This window comes from Sphingosinicella sp. SM1-17 (genome assembly GCF_056821765.1).
Genome location: NZ_JBPDIO010000001.1, coordinates 42,569 through 62,463 on the forward strand (window position 1 = coordinate 42,569; position 19,895 = coordinate 62,463).

Annotated in this window: 19 protein-coding genes and 2 riboswitches; of the genes, 11 read left to right on the forward strand and 8 right to left on the reverse strand. The window is 63.9% G+C overall.

Annotation, left to right across the window (positions count from 1 at the left end):
* Nucleotides 1–60 precede the first annotated feature (60 nt).
* Together gcvH and gcvT are read right to left on the reverse strand one after the other, a co-directional pair.
* Nucleotides 61–432 carry a glycine cleavage system protein GcvH gene (gcvH, locus tag ACRYLT_RS00220; protein ID WP_482662101.1) on the reverse strand — a complete coding sequence of 124 codons (372 nt, stop codon included), beginning with the start codon at nt 430–432 and terminating at the stop codon, nt 61–63.
* Entirely contained in the window at nt 429–1,541 is a 1,113-nt protein-coding gene (gene gcvT / locus ACRYLT_RS00225) for a glycine cleavage system aminomethyltransferase GcvT (RefSeq protein WP_482662102.1), read from the reverse strand. The genes gcvH and gcvT overlap by 4 nt, the downstream gene beginning before the upstream one ends.
* 58 nt (nt 1,542–1,599) lie before the next feature.
* Nucleotides 1,600–1,719, reverse strand: a riboswitch (glycine riboswitch).
* 1 nt (nt 1,720) lies between these two features.
* Nucleotides 1,721–1,816, reverse strand: a riboswitch (glycine riboswitch).
* 232 nt (nt 1,817–2,048) lie between these two features.
* Here gcvT and ACRYLT_RS00230 point away from each other — a divergent pair.
* A complete protein-coding gene (locus ACRYLT_RS00230) occupies nt 2,049–2,498 on the forward strand; it encodes a DMT family transporter (protein WP_482662103.1) in 450 nt (149 codons plus the stop codon).
* Between the two features lie 9 nt (nt 2,499–2,507).
* On the opposite strand, the gene ACRYLT_RS00235 is transcribed toward ACRYLT_RS00230, so the two are convergent.
* Complete coding sequence (locus ACRYLT_RS00235) at nt 2,508–3,146, reverse strand: hypothetical protein (RefSeq protein ID WP_482662104.1); 639 nt, start codon at nt 3,144–3,146, stop codon at nt 2,508–2,510.
* Between the two features lie 147 nt (nt 3,147–3,293).
* On the opposite strand from ACRYLT_RS00235, the gene ispH reads away from it, so the two are divergent.
* Together ispH and rnhA are read left to right on the forward strand one after the other, a co-directional pair.
* Entirely contained in the window at nt 3,294–4,241 is a 948-nt protein-coding gene (gene ispH, locus ACRYLT_RS00240; protein WP_482662105.1) for a 4-hydroxy-3-methylbut-2-enyl diphosphate reductase, read from the forward strand.
* Nucleotides 4,238–4,696, forward strand: a complete 459-nt coding sequence (gene rnhA, locus ACRYLT_RS00245; protein WP_482665363.1) for a ribonuclease HI — start codon at nt 4,238–4,240, stop codon at nt 4,694–4,696. The genes ispH and rnhA overlap by 4 nt, the downstream gene beginning before the upstream one ends.
* Here rnhA and ACRYLT_RS00250 read toward each other — a convergent pair.
* A complete protein-coding gene (locus tag ACRYLT_RS00250) occupies nt 4,669–5,778 on the reverse strand; it encodes an NAD(P)/FAD-dependent oxidoreductase (protein WP_482662106.1) in 1,110 nt (369 codons plus the stop codon). The two genes, rnhA and ACRYLT_RS00250, sit on opposite strands and share 28 nt — an antisense overlap.
* A complete protein-coding gene (locus tag ACRYLT_RS00255) occupies nt 5,775–6,620 on the reverse strand; it encodes an alpha/beta hydrolase (protein ID WP_482662107.1) in 846 nt (281 codons plus the stop codon). Before ACRYLT_RS00255 ends, ACRYLT_RS00250 begins: the two co-directional genes overlap by 4 nt.
* A 140-nt stretch (nt 6,621–6,760) precedes the next feature.
* Between ACRYLT_RS00255 and ACRYLT_RS00260 the strand changes: the two genes are divergently transcribed.
* The 8 genes from ACRYLT_RS00260 to ACRYLT_RS00295 all read left to right on the forward strand — a co-directional run bounded on the left by ACRYLT_RS00260 (nt 6,761) and on the right by ACRYLT_RS00295 (nt 14,166).
* Complete coding sequence (locus ACRYLT_RS00260) at nt 6,761–7,231, forward strand: A24 family peptidase (RefSeq protein ID WP_482662108.1); 471 nt, start codon at nt 6,761–6,763, stop codon at nt 7,229–7,231.
* Nucleotides 7,232–7,284: 53 nt separating this feature from the next.
* The gene (cpaB, locus tag ACRYLT_RS00265) at nt 7,285–8,301 is read left to right on the forward strand and encodes a Flp pilus assembly protein CpaB (RefSeq protein ID WP_482662109.1); all 1,017 of its coding nucleotides are present in this window, start codon (nt 7,285–7,287) and stop codon (nt 8,299–8,301) included.
* A gap of 1 nt (nt 8,302) precedes the next feature.
* Nucleotides 8,303–9,847 (forward strand): type II and III secretion system protein family protein, encoded by a 1,545-nt coding sequence (locus tag ACRYLT_RS00270; protein WP_482662110.1) that lies wholly within the window; start codon nt 8,303–8,305, stop codon nt 9,845–9,847.
* Nucleotides 9,848–9,876: 29 nt separating this feature from the next.
* The gene (locus ACRYLT_RS00275; protein WP_482662111.1) at nt 9,877–10,533 is read left to right on the forward strand and encodes a CpaD family pilus assembly protein; all 657 of its coding nucleotides are present in this window, start codon (nt 9,877–9,879) and stop codon (nt 10,531–10,533) included.
* Nucleotides 10,533–11,822, forward strand: a complete 1,290-nt coding sequence (locus ACRYLT_RS00280; protein WP_482662112.1) for a pilus assembly protein CpaE — start codon at nt 10,533–10,535, stop codon at nt 11,820–11,822. The genes ACRYLT_RS00275 and ACRYLT_RS00280 overlap by 1 nt, the downstream gene beginning before the upstream one ends.
* Before the next feature lie 36 nt (nt 11,823–11,858).
* Nucleotides 11,859–12,836: a type II secretion system F family protein gene (locus ACRYLT_RS00285; protein ID WP_482662113.1), complete on the forward strand. Its 978-nt coding sequence runs from the start codon at nt 11,859–11,861 to the stop codon at nt 12,834–12,836.
* Nucleotides 12,837–12,855: 19 nt separating this feature from the next.
* On the forward strand, nt 12,856–13,854 hold the full coding sequence (locus tag ACRYLT_RS00290) for a type II secretion system F family protein (protein ID WP_482662114.1): 999 nt from the start codon (nt 12,856–12,858) through the stop codon (nt 13,852–13,854).
* Between the two features lie 72 nt (nt 13,855–13,926).
* Entirely contained in the window at nt 13,927–14,166 is a 240-nt protein-coding gene (locus ACRYLT_RS00295) for a hypothetical protein (protein ID WP_482662115.1), read from the forward strand.
* 69 nt (nt 14,167–14,235) lie between these two features.
* Here the strand turns inward: ACRYLT_RS00295 and ppdK are convergent, their stop codons facing one another.
* The 3 genes from ppdK to ACRYLT_RS00310 are packed head-to-tail and all read right to left on the reverse strand — an operon-like array spanning nt 14,236 to nt 19,881.
* Nucleotides 14,236–16,926 (reverse strand): pyruvate, phosphate dikinase, encoded by a 2,691-nt coding sequence (gene ppdK, locus ACRYLT_RS00300; protein WP_482662116.1) that lies wholly within the window; start codon nt 16,924–16,926, stop codon nt 14,236–14,238.
* Nucleotides 16,927–16,947: 21 nt separating this feature from the next.
* Nucleotides 16,948–18,972, reverse strand: coding sequence for a glycine--tRNA ligase subunit beta (gene glyS, locus ACRYLT_RS00305; protein ID WP_482662117.1), 2,025 nt, complete (start codon nt 18,970–18,972; stop codon nt 16,948–16,950).
* Between the two features lie 39 nt (nt 18,973–19,011).
* A complete protein-coding gene (locus tag ACRYLT_RS00310) occupies nt 19,012–19,881 on the reverse strand; it encodes a glycine--tRNA ligase subunit alpha (RefSeq protein WP_482662118.1) in 870 nt (289 codons plus the stop codon).
* Between the last annotated feature and the right edge of the window lie 14 nt (nt 19,882–19,895).

Sequence of the window (19,895 nt, forward strand, 5' to 3'; positions counted from 1 at the left end):
CGCAAGGATGCTCCGGGGCTCCTCCACCGGGCGATACTTTGATCTGGATCAGCGTGATTCTCACTGGCTGTCGCAATAGGCCTTGTACTGCTCCGAATTCATCAGCCCGTTGATCTCGTTCGTATCGGAGAGACGCAGCTTGAAGAACCATCCCTCGCCCTCGGGATCGGAATTCACCAGGGCGGGATCGTCGACCAGCGCTTGATTGCCCTCGATCACCTCTCCGCTGACAGGAGCATAGACGTCAGAGGCTGCCTTGACCGACTCGACCACAGCGGCTTCGCCGCCTTTGCTTACCTGCCGGCCTGCTTCCGGCACTTCGACGAACACGACGTCGCCGAGCTGGCTCTGCGCGAAACCGGTAATGCCGACGGTTGCCTCGTCTCCGTCGATCCGGATCCACTCATGTTCCTGGGTGTAATAGACGCTCATTGGGTGGCTCCCTTGCGGTGGTATCGGTGGGGGACGAACGGCATCGGCACGATCCGTGCGGAGAAGATCTTGCCCCTCTGGGCAAGACGGACTTCGGTGCCTTCGGACGACGACGAAGCGGGCACATAGGCCATCGCGATCGGCGCTTCGAGCGTGGGCGAGAAGCCGCCGCTGGTCACCTTGCCAACCTCGCTCCCCTCCTCGTCGACGACGATCGCGCCTTCGCGCACCGGCTGCCGCCCCTCCACGGCGAGTCCGACCCGCCTTCGGACCGGCCCCTCTGCAAGCTCCCTGGCTATGCGGTGCCAGCCGAGAAAGCCGCCTTGCTCGCGCCGCCGCTTGGACAGAGCGAAGGTCAGTCCCGCCTCGACCGGAGTGGTGCCAGTATCGAGATCGTGGCCATAGAGCGGTAATCCCGCCTCCAGCCGAAGCGAATCGCGCGCGCCGAGTCCGATCGGCTTAACTTCAGCTTGTTCGAGAAGAAGGTTGGCAACCACCTCGACCGAGCCGGCGGGAATTGAAATCTCGAATCCGTCTTCGCCAGTATAGCCGGAGCGACTGATCCACGTCCGTATCCCGGCGAGATCGAAGGCGCCGCCGTTCATGAAGCTTAGCTCAGCCGCTTCCGGCACGAGCCGGGCGAGCGCCTCGACGGCCTTTGGCCCCTGAAGCGCCAGAAGCGCCTGCTCCTTAATGTGATCGAGCGATACTCCGGCCGGAAGCCTCGCCCTCAGGAATTCGATGTCACCAGCCTTGGTGGCGCCGTTGACGACCATGTAGAAGTGATCGCCGCGCCGGGTGATCATCAAGTCGTCAATGATCCCGCCATCCTCGGTCAACAGCAGCGAATATTTGGGCTTGCCCTCCTTGAGGATACTCAGGTCGGCCGGAAGCAGCGTCTCCAGCGCCTTTTCGGCTTCCGAGCCGGCGACAATCAGCTGACCCATGTGGCTGACGTCGAACAGCCCGGCCGATTGCCGGGTCCAGCGATGTTCGGCGATGATCCCCTCATACTGGATCGGCATGGAGTAGCCTGCGAAAGGTACCATCCGCGCTCCAAGCGCTCGGTGCCAAGCGTCAAGAGGAAGGGACTTTTCGGATTCACTCATCGGCCAGCTCCGGTGCGCGTCGGGACAGTCCGCATCGCAGACGGTCCAGGATTGCGCCCCCTCTGTCACTGGACCTGAGAGCTTTCCCCTTCCGCAACCCGGCAGATCCGGGATGACTCGGGTTACCCCTTCGGTGGCCCGCCGCTGCCCGAGGCCGCGACAAGCGCTTTCCAGAGTGTCCTGCCCGCGCGGTCCTTTTGCCTGAGAGATTCCGGGGCGGTTGCTCCTTCGGCGGCGCCGGACGCGAATCCAGCGCTCTCTCCCGCGCGTCCTTTCGGACCCGGCGGCCATGACCCAGCCGCGAACAGGTGTCAATCGAAGCCTGACTGACAGGGCTCAGGTCTCAAGCGCAAGCTCTTGGGCTGGTGCTCGACCATCGGGCAAGGTCGAACTATTGGAAAGGGCGATCATTTCTCAGAAGAACATCCCACCGCAGCGATCCCGTCCCGCCGCGTCCAACGATCAGCTTCCGCTGCCGACCTCTGCTTCGTTCGGAAAGGCCCAATCATGAATCCAGCCACGATGCTGCCCGTCCTTCTGGTGCTCTTCGCCGGAGGGATGATCGCGCTCCAAGCTCCGACCAACGTCATGCTCGCCAGGGCCGGCGGATCGCCAGTGCTTGCCGCACTGATTTCGTTCGCCGTGGGAACGGCCACTCTCCTCCTGGTGTGGCTCGCCACTGCCAACCGACCGGCCGTCTCGGCCTTTTCCGCCCTTCCATGGTACGCCTGGATCGGTGGTGTCTACGGAGCCATCTACGTCGCCGTTGCCGCCTACGCAGCGCCGCGCATCGGCCTCGCCTCACTGATAACGGTGGGGATTGCCGGCCAGGTCGCCATGGCCCTCTGGCTCGACCATATCGGCGCCCTCGGACTGCCTCGCGAACCGATCAGCCTTGCCCGGATCGGCGGAGCCCTGCTCGTGGTTATTGGGGTGGTTCTAGTCCGGAAAGGCTGAATCCGACGCTCAGCGGGTCGCGTTATAGCGCAGTTGCTCCTGGTCGAGCTCGAAGCCGATCAGAACCTCGAACCGGGCCCGCTGGACGGCAGCCCGAACGGCAGGATCGGCCATCGGATCGACTGCAGCCTGGGGATCGCCAGGGCGACGTTCCCGGGTAATCTGGCGACGGATGTCCTCAGGCAAGGTGGCGGCCGAGCGGAGCACCCGCGTCGTCGCCGTTCCCGTCGTGCTGGCGCGATACTGACCGTCCTCGAAGCGCAGGCCGACCCGGCTGACCCGCTTCGAAACCACATTTTCTCCCCCCTGAACGACGCTTGCGAAATAGGGCAGAGTGACTTCACGCGTACCGCGATTGTCACGGCGCTGAGCGCGAACCTCGAAGTTCACGGTGGTGACGATATACTCGCCTGTCTCGTCGCAGGTGCTGCGCAGGTTGGTGATATGGGCGACCACGTCGATCGCGCTTGAATCCCGACTCGTGGCGGGATCGAATAGAGTGATGTCGCCGGTCGGCGCCGGGATCGCCACGGGCGGACAGGCGGTGTAGGTGGTGAGGATGCCGGTCTGGAAGATGTCGCCTTCCCGGGCGCAAGCGAGGAGGCCGAGGGAAAGCAGTACGGCGGCGGCCGCTTTTGATCTGAACACGAGCGGGGAATCCTCAAAACATGACGTCCGGGTTCCTATATGCGGGTTTAGCAGCGCCAAGCAATGCGCAGGTGCGACCCTTCCCTCGCAGGCTTGCCCGTCCGGGTGGACGGAAGGGCCGGCGCAACGTAGAGCGGCCACGAAGTGATGGCAAACAAGCCCCCCCTGTCCCTGCTGATCGCGGCACCACGCGGGTTCTGCGCCGGAGTCGACCGTGCGATCCGCATCGTCGAGCTGGCGCTGGAACGATATGGCGCGCCTGTCTATGTCCGCCACGAGATCGTTCACAACAAGTTCGTTGTCGAAAGTCTGAGGCAGAAAGGGGCGGTCTTCGTTCCCGAGCTTGACGATGTTCCCGATGGCGTACCCGTCGTCTTTTCCGCGCATGGCGTGCCCAAGATCGTGCCGGCGAGGGCGAAGGAGCGCGGGCTGGAGTTCCTCGACGCGACCTGTCCGCTGGTGTCCAAGGTTCATCGTCAGGCGGAACGGCTGGTTGCAAACGGCCGGCATATCCTGTTCGTCGGCCATGCCGGCCATCCCGAGGTGATCGGTACCTTCGGCCAAGTTCCCGAAGGGCAGATGACCTTGATCGAGACTCTGCAGGATGCCGAAGCGGTTCGCCCGCCGGATCCGGAGGCGTTGGCCTTCCTTACCCAGACGACCCTTTCGGTGGACGACACAGCCGAGATCATCGCCGTTCTGAAGCGACGATTTCCGTCGATCCAAGGACCGCGCAGCGAAGACATTTGCTACGCCACGTCGAACCGGCAGGCGGCCGTAAAGGCGATTGCAGCCCGCTGTGACGCGATGCTGGTCATCGGCGCTTCAAACAGCTCCAACTCGCTTCGCCTGGTCGAAGTCGCCGAGCGTGAAGGCACGCGGGCTCAGTTGGTCGCCCGGGGCCGGGACATCGACTTCGACTGGCTCGATGGCGTTCGAACCCTCGGGATCACGGCGGGCGCTTCAGCCCCCGAGGTTCTGGTCCGGGAAGTCGTGGACCGGCTTGGCGAGCGCTATGCCGTGCACGAGGAGCCTGTCGAAGGGGTCGAGGAGCGCATGGTCTTCAAGCTGCCGGCTGCACTCGCCGCCGCCTGACCCGCTTGACCGAAGTCGAGATCTTCACCGACGGCGCCTGCAAGGGCAATCCCGGACCGGGAGGCTGGGGAGTGGTGATCCGCGCCGGTGCTCATGAGAAGGAGCTTGCTGGCGGAGAGCCGCTCACGACCAACAATCGAATGGAGCTGCTGGCGGCGATCCGCGGCCTCGAGGCTCTGACTCGGCCGTGCAAAGTGGATCTCTACACCGACAGCATCTACGTGCGAGACGGGATCACCAAATGGATCCACGGCTGGCGCCGGAACGGCTGGCGGACGGCCGACCGGAAGCCGGTGAAGAATGCCGAACTTTGGCAGGAGCTGCTCGACGCCGCGGCGCCCCACCGAATCGAATGGCACTGGGTAAAGGGGCATTCCGGACACCCCGAGAATGAGCGCGCCGATCGTCTCGCCTGCGAGGCCGCCAGTCAGTTCTCGAACCGAGTCGGCAGATAGGGAGCGGGATCGATAGCCGTGACAAGCGGATCCGGTGCCGTTTCGAGAAGGAGCGCCGCCGCAAGCCTGGCCCCGGCCGGAGCGGTCTGAATCCCGAAGCCGCCCTGCCCTGCACACCAGAAGAAGCCAGTTCGCGATGAACTGAAGCCGTAGACCGGCAGCCGGTCCGGGGCGAAGCTTCTCAGTCCCGCCCAGCTCCGCTCCACGCGCCCGACTTTCCAGTCGACGACCCGATCGAGCCGATCGATGGCCAGCGCAACATCATATTCCTCCGCGGCACAGTCGCACGGATCGCACGGCGTCTCGTCATGGGGACTCAACCAGATCCGCCCGCCCGCTTCAGGCTTGAAATAGAATCGGTGGCGCGAATCGATCACCAGCGGCAGGTTGGCGGGAGCCGGCGGATCGACCCGCAACTGCGCAATGGTTCGCCGGTACGGCTTGATCCCGAGAGCCCGCTCTCCTGCCAGCCTGGCGACATCGTCCGCCCACGCTCCGGCAGCGTTGACGAGGATTTCGGCCTCGAAGCGACCGGCACGGGTTTCGATCGACCATCGGCCGAAACGCCGCTCGACGCTTTCGACCTGAGCATCGCACAGCAGCCGGGCACCGCCAGCGCGAGCCCTTCTCAGAAAGGCGGAATGCAGTCTCGCAACATCGATGTCGGCGCAGCTCGGCTCGGCAAGACCGAAGTCCCAGCCCGGCCGCAAACCCGGAATTGCCGCCTCGAGCGCGGTTCGATCGATGGGCTTGAGCAGCATCTCGCCGAACATCCCGGCAAGGGCGTCGAGATCGGCTCGGCCTGCTCGATCCGCGAGATGGATTGCTCCTCTTGGCCCGAGGAAGCTTTCCTCAGCAAAATCTGCTGGGGGATTGGCGAGGAACTTGCCGGACGCGCTGGTCAGTGGCTGGACGAGCGGACCGCCATAGCTCTCCGACCAGAATGCGGCGGACCGACCGGTCGAGTGGTAACCCGGCTGACTTTCCGCTTCCAGGATCAGGACCGACGACTGGCCGACAAGCTCGGCAGCGAGGCTCGCGCCTGCCATTCCGGCGCCGACGACGACAACGTCCACCTTCACCGGACGTGCCGGTCAAGAAAGCCATCGATCCGTGAAAGCGCATCCGAGCGAATCGGATCGGCTTCACGCAGGATCTCATGAGCCGCTTCGGAATAGATGTGCAGCTCGGCATTCGGCAGAATCGCGGCCGCAGAGCGGATCGCGGCCGGACTGACGAGCCGATCGCGGTCGGTTCCGATGACGAGCAGCGGAAGGTCGACCGACTTGAGCTTGTCCGGAGTGAAGGCGCTCGCCGCCGAGCGATACGCCGCCCGCATCCAGCCCCAGCTGGGCACGCCGAGGCTGAAACCCGGCTCGCGCTCCCACCACCATAGCTCGTCCTCGAAGCGTTCCCTCGATCCGGTTAGCACTTCCTGTCGCCGCTTGCTCGCTTTCATTCGAGCATCGGCCCGAAGCACGGGCTCGTCGCGCCAGCCGATCCTGCACATGAGATCGGTGATGAGCGGAGCAAGCGAGGGCGAAAGCGGAGCACTGTTCACGCCGATCATCGGAGCGACCAGCACCGCGGCCTCCAGCGCGGGCCTCTTGTCGACGAGAGTCCTGAGCACCAGGTGTCCACCCATTGAATGGCCGATCGCGACATGAGGTCCCGGGCGGGCTGCTCTCCATTCCGAGAGGAGCCCCGCCAGGTCCTCGATCATCGGGTCGAAACTGAGCAGATTGCCGCCTTTCACCGAGCCGCGAGAATGACCCTGGCCCCGCCAGTCGAAAGCGGCAACGTTCCATCCTTGCTCATGCCAGTAGGCGTAAGCTTCAAGATACTTCTCGATGAAGTCGCCGCGACCGCCGGCAAAGAACAAATTGCCTCTCGCCGTCGTGCCAGAAGGCTGAAGCCATTCCATGCGCCGGATCGGCCACCCGTCAGGAGCCATCCATTGGTCGAACTTGGCCCCTTGCGGGTGGGACCTCCTGGTTGCTGCATCATTCACCATCGGCCTCGGTTACGGTTTGGAAAGCTGCGACGTCTAGAGGCCTGATCCTGATGGGGACAGGGCTCACCTGGATATTGCTCGGGCTGCTGGCGCTGATGCTGCTGATCGCGGCTTATGGCGATCTGAGATCGCGCACCATCGCCAATGAACTCAACTTGGCCGTGGCACTGCTCGCACCCGCTTTCTGGTGGGCGAGTGGATTGGCGCTGTGGCCCGACATCGCACTCCAGCTGGGCGTCGCGGTCCTCGTTTTCACCTTGTTCGCCGGCGCGTTCGCTCTGGGCGCGATGGGCGGGGGCGACGTCAAGCTGATCGGCGCGCTGGCGCTCTGGCTGCCCTGGCAGGCGGTTGTGATGATGCTTCTGATCATGTCGATCGCCGGAGGCCTGCTCACCGCGGCAATGCTCGTTCGTCACAGGCTACGCAAGGATCGGGGCCGGATCGAGGTGCCCTATGGCGTAGCCATAGCTTTCGGCGGCTTGTGGCTGATTGGCCAACGTTTTCTTTACCAATTTGCTTGATGAATACGGTCTGGATTTTCTCTCAGGCCCAGTAGGGGGAGGCGACAGGCGCCATGGACGTCAAGAAACTCGTGCTGCTGTTCGGCGCACTCATCATTGCCGCCGTCACCGCAGTCATGGCCAAAAGCATGTTCACTGGCGCCGCGGCCCCGCAAGCCGTTGCCGCTCCAACGGTTCCGCAAGGACCGCAGGTTCTTGTCGCGACTCGATCCCTTCCGGTCGGAACGATCATTGATGCCGAAGCCTTCCGCTTCCAGCCCTGGCCCGAAGGCCTCGTCCAGGACGCCTATTACATCCAGGGCGCAGAGGGTTCTGATCCGTCATCGCTGATCGGCACCGTGGTTCGCACCGAAATCAGCGCCGGCCAGCCGGCCACCCGCGGGTCCCTGATCCGGCCCGGCGAGCGTGGGTTCCTTGCGGCTGCACTCGGCCCCGGCATGCGGGCCGTGACGGTGCCCGTGTCTGCGACCAGCGGCGTCGCCGGTTTCGTCTTCCCCGGCGACCGTGTCGATATTGTCCTGACCCAGGAAGTCGCGGGCGGCGGAGACGGAGCTCCGCTTCGAGTTTCGGAGACGATCATCCGCAATATCCGGGTGCTTGCCGTCGACCAGCGCATGAATGTTCGCGACGAAGAGGGCAATCAGGTAGCTCAGGCAGTCTCGACCGTGACTTTCGAAGCCACCCCGAAGATCGCCGAGAAAGTGGCGGTCGCCCAGACGATCGGACAACTGTCGCTGGCACTACGCTCCATTGCCGACAATTCGGCCGAGCTCGAGCGGGCCATCGCCGCCGGCGAAGTAAGCGTTCCGCAGAGCGACGATCCCCGCGCCGAGCGGCGGATGCTGCTCGCCATCTCCAATCAGCCGATCGACACCAATACGACCTATACCGTCGGCGCGGACGTATCCCGTTTCCAGCGCAGCACGGTTCCTCCTCGCCCGCGCGAGCAAGGCGGCATGACGCCGTCCGCGGGAGGCGTTCCGACCGATGCAGAAGGCCGTCCCGTCGGCCCGGTCGTCCGGATCGCTCGAGGCAATGATGTCACGCTCGTTCCGGTGGGAGCACGCTAAAATGATCACCCTCAATTCGCTCCGGCATTTGTCGCTGGGCACCGTCCTTGCGGCGGCGCTGGCCGCCGGCATCGCAACCTCCCTGCCGGCGCCGGCCGCCGCACAGAACCCGTCCAGCGCCTATCGTCCGAGCCGCGAAGTCAGGCTTTCGGTGGGGGAAGGCGAACTAATCTCCCTGCCGCGCAATGTCGCGAACGTCTGGACATCGAACCCGCAGGTCGCCGATGTCCAGGTTAACAGCCCGCGCCAGATCGGCCTCTTCGGCCGGTCGAATGGCGAAGCGACGATCATCGCCACGGCTTCCGATGGAAGCATCGTCTATGGTGCCCAAATTATCGTGGCTCAGAATATCAGCTCGATCAGCGAAATGATGCGGGCCGCAATGCCGGGGGCCGACATCACGGTGACCCCGGTCGGGCAGATCGCGGTGATCAATGGGACCGTGGCATCTCCCGAGGACAGCGCACAGGCGGAGCAACTCGTCCGGGCCCTGCTGAATCCCGGAGTGAACCCCGACTCCACCGATGGTCTTCGCATCCTTCCGGTCAATCGTCTGCGAGTGGCCACGCCGCAGCAGGTCATGCTGAAGGTCACGATTGCCGAGGTGAGCCGTTCGCTGCTGCGCGAAGTGTCATCGAACCTTCAGGTGTTCGATCCCACCGGCGGCACCAATTTCTTCTTCGCTCGGGGACGCGACTTCATCACCGACGGCGGCACTCTGACCTATCCGGACCAGGGATCAAGCGCGATCACGCGACTAACCGACATTCTCGGAGTGAACGTCACCAATGCGATGGATCTGAACGAGAATAACGGCCTGGTGACGATCCTTGCCGAGCCGACGCTCACCTCCCTTTCGGGCGAGACGGCGAGCTTCCTTGCAGGCGGCGAGTTCCCGATCCCGATCTCGCAGTCGCTTGGCACCGTGACGGTCGAGTATCGGCAGTTCGGGGTCGGACTCGCCTTCACGCCCTTCGTCCTCGACAATGGCCGGATCTCGATGAGGGTCCGGCCGGAAGTGTCGGAACTCTCCTCGGCCGGCTCGATCGAATTCAACGGCTTCGACGTGCCCTCGCTCACGATCCGCCGGGCCGAAACGACGGTCGAACTCGGCTCCGGTCAGAGCCTGGTCATCGCCGGGCTGCTGCGCAACGTGGCGAACAACAGCATCAATCGCACGCCGTTCCTCGGCAACCTCCCGATCATCGGGGCGCTGTTTCGTTCCAACAATTTCCAGCGGAACGAAACCGAGTTGGTCATCGTCGTGACCCCCTATCTGGTCCGCCCCGTCTCGGCCAACCAGATCTCGCTCCCCACTGACGGCTTCCGAACTGCCGTCGATGGGCAGCGGATCCTGGTCGGACAGGAGGATGACAGCCGAAGCGGAGAAGCTCGACCTCTGCCCAGCGCGGCTCAGCCGCGAACCGTTGGACCGGCCATCGGCGCGATTGGCGGCTCGGCGCAAACCCGCACTGCGGCTCCGACGTCGGCGGCGCGCCCGACCGCCGAAGCTCCCGCTCCACAGCCCGGATTCAGCCTCGAATGACCGCCAGCACTCGAAAGGACAGGATGATCATGTCTCGGATAAGCATTCTTGCCACCGCGGCGGTGCTCGGTCTGGCGGCAGGCGGTTGCGCGCCGATCGCCGGACAGCTTAGCGCGGAGAACAATCCAAGCCTCTACTCCGTGCACCAGCCGGTGGTTGAGCGGACCGATTTCGTCTTCGACGTCGCCGCCGGCGGTCAGGGAGTTCCCGCCTCCGAGAAGGCGCGACTCGACGCCTGGTTCGCTTCGATCGACCTCGGCTACGGAGACCGGGTCGCCGTCGATGAAGCCCAAGGGTACCACAACCCGGCCGTCCGCGCCGACATTGCCGAGGTCGCCGGGCGTTACGGGCTGCTTCTGAGCGAAGGCGCGCCGGTCACCGCCGGGGAAGTGCAGCCCGGGACCGTTCGGATCGTGGCAAGCCGGGCAAGCGCTCACGTTCCCGGCTGCCCCAGTTGGAACAGCGACAATATCGCCCCGGTAAACAACACCTCGCCGAACTATGGCTGCGCAACGAATTCGAACCTCGCTGCGATGGTCGCGGATCCGAACGATCTGGTCCTCGGCCAGGCCGGCAGTGTCGAAGGCAACACGAACACCGCGACTCGAGCCATCGGCACTTATCGCCAACGCCGCCCCACGGGCCAGGGCGATCTTCCGGCAACCAGCACGACGGGTGGTAACTGATGAGCGCACCTCTTTCCGGCCGGGGAGCCGGCCTCCGCGATCCGTTCAGCGCCTTCGTCTGCGACGAGCAGACGGCCGAAATGCTGCGTCCCATTGCGGTCGAGCATGGCTGGTCGCCCGAAAAGGTGAACAAGGGCGGGCTGCGTAACGCGGTCCAGACCCTTTCGGTCTCGGCGAGCCCCAGCATCCTTTTCGTGGATCTTTCCGAGTCCGGCGATCCACTGAACGACATCAACGCTCTTGCGGAGGTTTGCGAACCGGGCACGGTGGTCATCGCCGCCGGTCAGGTGAACGATGTTAGGCTTTACCGCGACCTGGTCGCCAGCGGCATCCAGGATTATCTCCTGAAGCCTTTCAGTGCCGACCAGCTTCGCGACGCCTTCGCCAATGCGCAGATGACGATCTCAGGGCCGCGGCTGACCGAGACGGCAACCGACAAGCCCAACGTCATGACCGCCATCCTCGGTGTTCGCGGCGGAGTCGGTGCATCCACCGTTGCCACCTCGCTCGCCTGGCTGATGGGCGACAAGGGCGGGCGTTCGACCGCCCTGCTCGACCTCGACATTCATTTCGGGACCGGCGCGCTGTCGCTCGACCTGGAGCCTGGGCGTGGGCTCACCGACGCGATCGAGAATCCGAGCCGGATCGACGGCCTCTTCATCGAACGCGCCATGGTGCGGGCAAACGACAAGCTCTGCGTCCTGTCCGCCGAGGCGCCGATCAACCAGGCGATGCTGACCGACGGCTCAGCCTTTTTCCAGCTCCAGGAAGAGATTCGCCACGCCTTCGAAGGAACGGTGATCGATCTGCCACGCAATATGCTGGTCCAGTTCCCGCACCTGGTGAGTGACGTGCATGTCGTCGTGGTCGTCGTCGATTTCACGCTCGCTGCGACCCGCGACGCCATCCGCGTCCTGTCCTGGCTAAAGGCGAATGCGCCCCAGGCGCGGATCGTCGTGGTTGCCAACAAGGTCGTGCCCAACGCCGGCGAGGTCACCCGCAAGGATTTCGAGCACTCCATCGAGCGCAGGGTTGACGTGCTTCTCCCCTACGATCCGAAATCGGCCCAGCAGGCGGCAAAGCTCGGCCAGCCGCTCGCCAAGGCGACGAAGAATTCCAAGCTCGCTCAGCCAATGGGGCAGTTGCTGGCATTGACCCTGGAGCCGGTCGGCGAAGGAACAGCCGTCGATGCGGCGCCGAGCGCCGGAGCATCGCTGCTCGGCAAGCTCGGCAACTTCAAGTCGCTGGTAGCCAAGAAGTCGAAGGAGGGGTCGGCCAAGGCGGCCTGACGGCCGTCCCGAGGTTCGATCGGACGAGGAGGCATGATGCCCGGCTTTCCTATGTATGTGATGATTGCGGGTCTTTTCGGATCCCTCGTCCTCCTGCTCCTGGCCTTCTCGGGACCCTCGGCAGACAAGGTCCAGGCGAAGCGGCTCGAAAGCGTTCGCGAACGGCATAGCCGGTCGACCGAAATTGCTGCGCAGGCCCAGCTGAAGCGTATCCTGGCGCATCGCCAGACCGGCCGGGCCGAAGGGCTGCTTCAGCAGCTGATACCCAATCCAACCCTGCTCCGGCAGCGGCTCGAAAAGACCGGATACAATTGGACGCTCGGCCGATACGCGCTGACGTCGCTCGCGCTTGTGGCCGCAATGGTTCTTTTCCTTACCTTCAAGGGCGCGCCATTGTTGCTCGCTCTGCTTCTCGGCCTCTGCGTCGGGATCGGCGGCCCGCATCTCGTCGTCAGCCAGTTGATCAAGCGTCGAATCGCCAAGTTCACTTCACGGTTCCCGGACGCGATCGACCTGATGGTCCGGGGGCTTAGGTCCGGCTTGCCCATCTCCGAAACCGTTGGAATCGTCGGCAACGAAGTGCCCGATCCGGTGGGAATCGAATTCAGGGCCGTGGCCGACAAGATGAAGATCGGTCGGACCATGGAAGCGGCGCTCCAGGAGACCTCGGATCGACTCGGAACGCCCGAATTCCAGTTCTTCGTCATATCGCTGGCGATCCAGCGCGAAACAGGCGGCAACCTTGCCGAGACCCTGTCCAACCTCAGCGACGTGCTGCGCAAGCGATCGGCGATGAAGCTCAAGATCCGAGCCATGTCCTCGGAGTCGAAGGCGTCCGCCTATATTGTCGGATCACTGCCGTTCATCGTCTTCACTTTGATCTGGTTCATCAACGGAAGCTACATGCAGAATTTCTTCGTCGACGAGCGGCTGATCATCGCCGGCATCGGCGGATTGGTCTGGATGTCGATCGGCGCCTTCATCATGGCCAAAATGGTCAATTTCGAAATCTGAGGAAGGGTTCAAAACCGCCATGGCACCTGCCGCAACCGGCCCAACCCTCCTCGGGATCGACGTGATCACGGTCGCGACCATCTTGTCGGCGGTGGCGACACTCGCCGTGCTCGTCGCCATCTATGCCGCGACAACGGTTCGCGATCCGATGGCGAAGCGAGTGAGGGCGCTGAACGAGCGGCGAGAGCAGCTCAAGGCAGGTATCGTTGCCTCGACCTCGAAGCGGCGCAGGAACATCACCAACAAGAACGAGGTTGCCGACAAGGTCCGCAGCCTCCTTTCTTCGTTGAAGATGCTGCAAGACGAACAGGTCCAGAAAGCTCAGCAGCGCCTCGTTCAGGCCGGTATCCGCTCCAAGGATCTCGCCTTTGTGGTCATCTTTGCGCGCTTCGTCCTGCCGATCGTCTTCGGAGGCTCCGCACTCCTCTTCGTCTACGTGCTCGATTTCTTCCCCGACTGGTCGCCGATGAAGCGCTACGGCGCCGTCGCGGGCACGCTCCTGCTTGCCTACAAGGCGCCCGATCTGTGGCTCAGCAACAAGGTGAAGAAGCGTTCCGACGCGATCCGAAAAGGATTGCCTGACGCGCTCGACCTTCTCGTGATCTGCGCCGAAGCCGGGCTCACCGTCGACGCAGCCTTCGGGCGGGTCGCCCGCGAGCTCGGGAAAGCCTATCCCGAACTGGGCGACGAATTCGCCCTCACCTCGATCGAACTCGGCTTCCTCACCGATCGTCGTCAGGCGTTCGAGAATCTCGCGAACCGGATCGACCTTGAAGCCGTTCGCGGAGTCGTCACGACGATGATCCAGACGGAAAAATACGGCACTCCCCTCGCGAGCGCGTTGCGCGTGCTTTCGGCAGAGTTCCGCAACGAGCGGATGATGCGTGCCGAGGAGAAGGCAGCCCGCCTGCCGGCGATCATGACGGTGCCGCTGATCCTGTTCATCCTGCCGGTGCTGTTCATCGTCATCCTTGGTCCCGCGGCCTGCTCGATCTCCGACGCGCTGCTGAGCGGCTGATTGCGACGGCGGCGGAACAATCCCGCCGCCTCGCCATTGAAGGCGAACTACGCTTTCGACGGAGCAAGGATCATGGAAGCCTTCACGCCGAACCAGTGGCTGGTGCTGCTGCTCGTCTTTGTGCTGGGCCTCATCATCGGCATGGCCTTCCTGGCCAGCCCGAAATGGAAACGTCGATACCGAGAGGAAGCGCGCCTCCGCCAGGAAGAAGTGCGCAGGCGCGAAGCGCTCGAGTCCGAACGCAAGCATTGGGAGGCTCGAACGATCGCCGAGCGCGCCCGCGACGAACGAGCGCCGCCGCCCGCCGCCTGATCAACGCGCTTCACAGGATTTCGAGGCGATCGAGCCGACCGTCATTCCGCTCGCGCGAGGGACCGAAGATCAGGCGTTGCGGAGAGCGGCCTGAGCCGCGGCCAGCCGAGCGATCGGGACTCGATAGGGAGAGGCGCTGACATAATCGAGCTTCACTTGCTCGCAAAAGGCGATCGAGGCCGGGTCGCCGCCATGCTCCCCGCATATGCCGAGCTTGAGCTCCGGCTTTGCCGCTCTTCCGCGCTCGGCAGCGATGGAGATCAATTCGCCAACTCCGTCGATGTCGAGGCTGACAAAGGGATCGCGCGCGAAAATGCCCTTCTCGCAATAGAGCGTCAGGAACCGGCCGGCATCGTCGCGGCTGACTCCGAGCGCCGTCTGGGTCAGGTCATTGGTTCCGAAGCTGAAGAACTCCGCCTCCTCAGCGATCGGGCCGGCCTGGAGTGCTGCACGTGGCAGCTCGATCATCGTCCCGACCAGATAGTCAATCCGCTGGCCCTGCTCGCTGAACACCTCCTCGGCCGTGCGACCGATCAGGCTGCGGATGATCCTGAGCTCAGCCTGGGTTCCAACCAGCGGAACCATCACCTCGGGAAGAGGTGGCTCTCCGAGGGCCCTCGCGACGCTAATGGCGGCTTCGAAGATCGCGCGCGCCTGCATCTCGTAGATTTCCGGATAGGTGATCCCGAGCCGGCAGCCACGATGACCCAGCATCGGATTGGCTTCGGACAATTCGTTGGCGCGCCGGCGCAGGGTTTCGACATCGACTCCGGACGCTTGGGCAACCTCGGCGAATTCCTCTTCGGCGTGAGGCAGGAATTCGTGGAGCGGCGGATCAAGCAGCCGGATGGTGACCGGCAGCCCGGCCATGATCCCGAAAATCTGTTCGAAGTCGCTGCGCTGTGCAGGCAGCAATTTCTCCAGAGCAGAGCGGCGGCCCTGCTCCTTTTCGGCCAGGATCATCTGGCGGACATTGGTGATCCGCTCGGGATCGAAGAACATATGTTCGGTCCGGCACAGTCCGATGCCCTCGGCTCCGAAGTCGCGAGCGGCTCGGCAGTCGGCCGGAGTTTCCGCATTGGTCCGGATCTTGAGCCTGCGCTTGGCATCGGCCCAATCCATCAAGGTTCCGAAGTCGCCACTGAGTTCCGGCTGGACTGTCGGGACTTCCCCCAGCATGACTTCGCCCGTCGTTCCGTCGAGGGTAATCACCTCCCCTTCCCGGATCTCACGACCGTCCACGCGCATCAGCCTGTTCTTGTAATCGATGGCCAGTGATCCGGCGCCGCTGACGCAGGGGCGGCCCATTCCGCGCGCAACGACGGCGGCGTGGCTCGTCATTCCACCGCGGGCCGTGAGAATGCCCTGGGCGGCGTGCATTCCGTGGATGTCCTCCGGGCTGGTCTCGACCCGGACCAAAATCACCCGCTCCTTCCGTTCGGCCCAGGCTTCGGCGGTATCGGCGTCGAACACGGCCTTGCCGCAGGCAGCACCCGGCGAGGCCGGAAGTCCCTTCGCAACTACCTGGCGATGCGCCTCAGGATCGAGGGTCGGGTGAAGCAACTGGTCCAGTTGGGCGGGATCGATCCGAAGAACCGCCTCTTCCTCGCTGATCAGCCCCTCCGATGCCATGTCGACCGCGATCTTCAGGGCCGCCTTTGCAGTTCGCTTGCCGGTCCGAGTCTGGAGCATCCACAGCTTGCCGCGCTCGACGGTGAATTCGATGTCCTGCATCTCGCGATAGTGGCGCTCGAGCGTGTCGAACACCGAAGCGAGCTGCGCATAGACTTCCGGAAGCGCCTCTTCCATCGAAGGCGCCTTGGCGCCGGCCTTCTCGCGGGCGGCGCGGGTCAGATATTGCGGCGTCCGGATTCCGGCGACGACATCCTCGCCCTGGGCGTTGATCAGATACTCGCCATAATAGCAGCGCTCGCCGGTCGAGGGATCACGGGTGAAGGCGACCCCCGTTGCGCTGTCTTCGCCCATATTGCCGAACACCATGGCCTGGACGTTCACGGCCGTACCCCAATCGTGCGGAATGTCGTGGAGACGGCGGTAGGTCTTCGCCCGCTCCGACTGCCAGGAGCCGAAAACGGCGCCGATCGCGCCCCACAACTGCTCCTGCGGGTCCTGCGGAAAGGCGCGACCAAGCTCCTCCTCGACCAGATCCTTGTAGCGAGCAGTCAGCCTTTCCCAGTCATCGGCCTCAAGCTCGGTATCGAGATGGACGCCCTTGTCCTCCTTGGCGATCTCCAGCGCTTCCTCGAACAGATCGTGGCGCATTCCGAGCACCACGTTCGAATACATGTGGATGAAGCGGCGATAGCTGTCCCAGGCGAAGCGCCGGTCGCCCGATCCGGCAGCGAGGCCTTTCACCGTCTGGTCGTTGAGCCCGAGGTTGAGGACGGTATCCATCATTCCCGGCATGGACACGCGCGCACCGGAGCGGACCGAGACGAGCAGCGGATTCGATGGATCGCCGAACCTGCGCTCGGTGACGCGCTCGATATGGGCGATACCTTCGGCGACCTGGACGCGCAGGCTCTCCGGAAAGCGCTCGCCCTCCTGATAGAAGAGGGTGCACATCTCGGTTGAGATGGTGAAGCCCGGCGGCACCGGCAGGCTGATGGAGGCCATTTCCGCGAGATTGGCGCCCTTGCCGCCCAGCAGGTTCTTGTTGCCGGCCTCGCCGTCGGAAACGCCGCCGCCGAAGCGATAGACGTAGCGGGTGGCGAGACTTTCTGATGCGGCGCGGTTCATTTCAGCTCCAACTCTCCGAAATCATCCCTCGATCCTCGAGAAATCGGCCACCCGATGAACTGCGTCCCGCATCCGCGCCAGCAGGTCGAGCCGGGCGGCGCGCTTGACCGGATCGGGGTCGTTAACGGTGACCTTGTCGAAAAAGGCATCGACCGGCGCACGCAGTGAAGCCAGCGCCGCCATCGCGCCCTCGAAATCCTCCGCCTCCACGGCGGCACGCGCGGTCGGCTCGGCGGCGTCGAGCGCCGCAATCAATGCGGCCTCCTCGGGAAGTGGCCCATAGGAAAGCCCATTCCCGCCCTCTCCGGCGGATGCCCTCCAATCCTCCTTCTTCAGGATGTTGGCCGCCCGTTTGTAGCCTGCAAGCAGGTCCGAACCTTCAGGCGTTTCGATGAAGGATTGCAGTGCCTTCACCCGTGCGAGCAGTCGAACAAGGTCGTCCTCGCGGCCGAGCGCGAATACGGCATCCACCAGATCGTGGCGGACTCCCGCCTCGCGCTGCTGAACCTTCAAGCGGTCGGCGAAGAACTCCATCATCTCGTCGAGGTCGGGTTTCGCCTCTGCCATTGCGAAAGCCTGGCGCAAACTCATGCGTGTTCCGTTCACCAGGATCGTCTGGATGATGGACAAGGCAGCTCGGCGCAGCGCGAACGGATCCTTCGATCCGGTCGGCTTGATGCCTCTTGCGAAGAAGGCGCTGAGCGTGTCGATCCGGTCGGCCAGTGCGACACAGGCGGGAATGCAACCCTCGACGGCAGAGAGATATTGCTGTCGAAGCGCTGCGACGACGCCGGGCTTTTCACCGCCACGCTCAGCATAATAGCCGCCCATTATGCCTTGGAGCTCGGGAAACTCACCGACCATGGCGCTGCCAAGATCGGCCTTGGCGAGCAGCCCGGCGCGGCGGGCCGTTTCGGAATCGCGCTCGGGGAACCAGGCCTGGCAGATGGCGGCAGACAATGCGGCGATGCGCTCCGCCTTGTCGCGCAAGGTTCCGAGCCCCTCATAGAAAAGCATATTTTCCAGCTTCGGCAGAAATGCCTCCAGAGGCTGTCTCAGGTCCTGCTCCCAGAAGAACGTTGCGTCTGCCAGACGGGCGGCCAAGACCTTGCGGTTGCCTGCGACGATCGCCTTCCCGCCGTCCGATGCTTCAACATTGGCGACGCAGATGAAGTTTGGGGCGAGCCTTCCTTCTCCGTCGATGCAGGCGAAATATTTCTGGTTGGTCCGCATGGTGAGCTGGATCACCTCGCGCGGAACGTCGAGAAAGACCGGGTCGAAGCTGCCCAGCAGCGGCACCGGCCATTCGGTCAACCCGGCATTCTCCAGAAGCAGACCTTCATCTTCGACCAACGTCAGTCCGGCTGCGGAAGCCAGGGCCGCAGCGCCTTCGGCGATAATCCGGCGACGCTCGATAGGATCGAGGATCACATGGCAGGCGCGCAGCTTTTCGACATAATCGTTCGCGGAGCCGATCGTGATCGCGCCGGGATGGTGGAATCGGTGGCCAACCGTCGCGGCGCCCGACTTCACGCCGGCAATCTCGAACTCGACGATCTGCTCGCCGAGCAAGGCGACGATACCCTGGAGCGGGCGCACCCAGCGCAGGCTTTCGGTCGATGCCGACGCTGCTCCCCAGCGCATCGATTTGGGCCAGGGAAAGGCGCGGATGATGGCCGGAACCGCCTCGGCGAGAACCGATGCGGTCGAGCGGCCGGCCTTCTCGACGACGGCGAATAGCACGCCGTCGCGCTCGACGAGCTGCTCACGAGTCAGGCCGGTCTTGCGCAGGAATCCTTCCAGCGCCTGCGGCGGCGCGCTGGTGCGCGGCCCCTTGATTTCCTCCCTGACGGCTTCGGTTTCTGCGGGAAGCCCGCGGGCGATCAGGGCGAGCCGCCGAGGCGTTGCATAAGTCTCGACCGCCTCGGCTTTCAGGCCCGCCGTCGCCAACTGCTCCTGGAACAAGCGGGCAAGATCGGCGGACGCCTTCGCCTGCATCCGCGCTGGGATTTCTTCCGAAAGGAGTTCCAGCAGAAAGTCAGGCATCGTGCCCTGCCTCGCCGGCGCCGCGACCATGCACGGGCGTCACGCCGTCCATCCGTGATTCTCCATCCAGGACTCGCAGGCGCCTTTCGCCAGGTCACGGACCCGGCCGATATAGGCCTGGCGCTCGGCCACCGAGATGACTCCGCGCGCGTTCAGCAGATTGAAGACGTGGCTCGCCTTGATCGCCTGCTCATAAGCCGGGATCGGGAGGCCCGCCGACAGGCAGTTCTCGCACTCTGCCGCGGCCTTGCGGAACAGGTCGAACAAAGTCCCGGTATCGGCAACCTCGAAATTCCATTTCGACATCTCGCGCTCGTTTTCGAGAAAGACGTCGCCATAAGTGACTCCGGCGTCGTTGAACTCGAGGTCGTACACGCTGTCCTTGTTCTGGATGTACATGGCCAAACGTTCGAGGCCGTAAGTGAGCTCGCCGGCAACCGGTCGGCAGTCGAAGCCGCCCATCTGCTGAAAATAGGTGAACTGGGTGACTTCCATGCCGTCGCACCAGACCTCCCAGCCGAGTCCCCAGGCGCCGAGCGTGGGGCTTTCCCAGTCGTCCTCGACGAAGCGGATATCGTGGCGAGTGAAGTCGATTCCGATTGCGGCAAGGCTGCCGAGGTAGAGCTGCTGGAGATCAAGCGGGCTCGGCTTCAGGATCACCTGATATTGATAGTAATGCTGGAGCCGGTTCGGATTCTCGCCATAGCGGCCGTCCGTCGGCCTCCGGCACGGCTGAACGAAGGCGGCGTTCCAGGGATCCGGGCCGAGCGCCCGCAGGGTCGTCGCGGTATGAAAGGTCCCTGCCCCCATCTCCATGTCGTAGGGCTGCAGGATCACGCAGCCACGTTCGCTCCAATAATCGTGGAGCGTCAGAATAAGTCTCTGAAAGCTGAGCGGGCGGCCCACCAAGTCTCTCCGCTTTC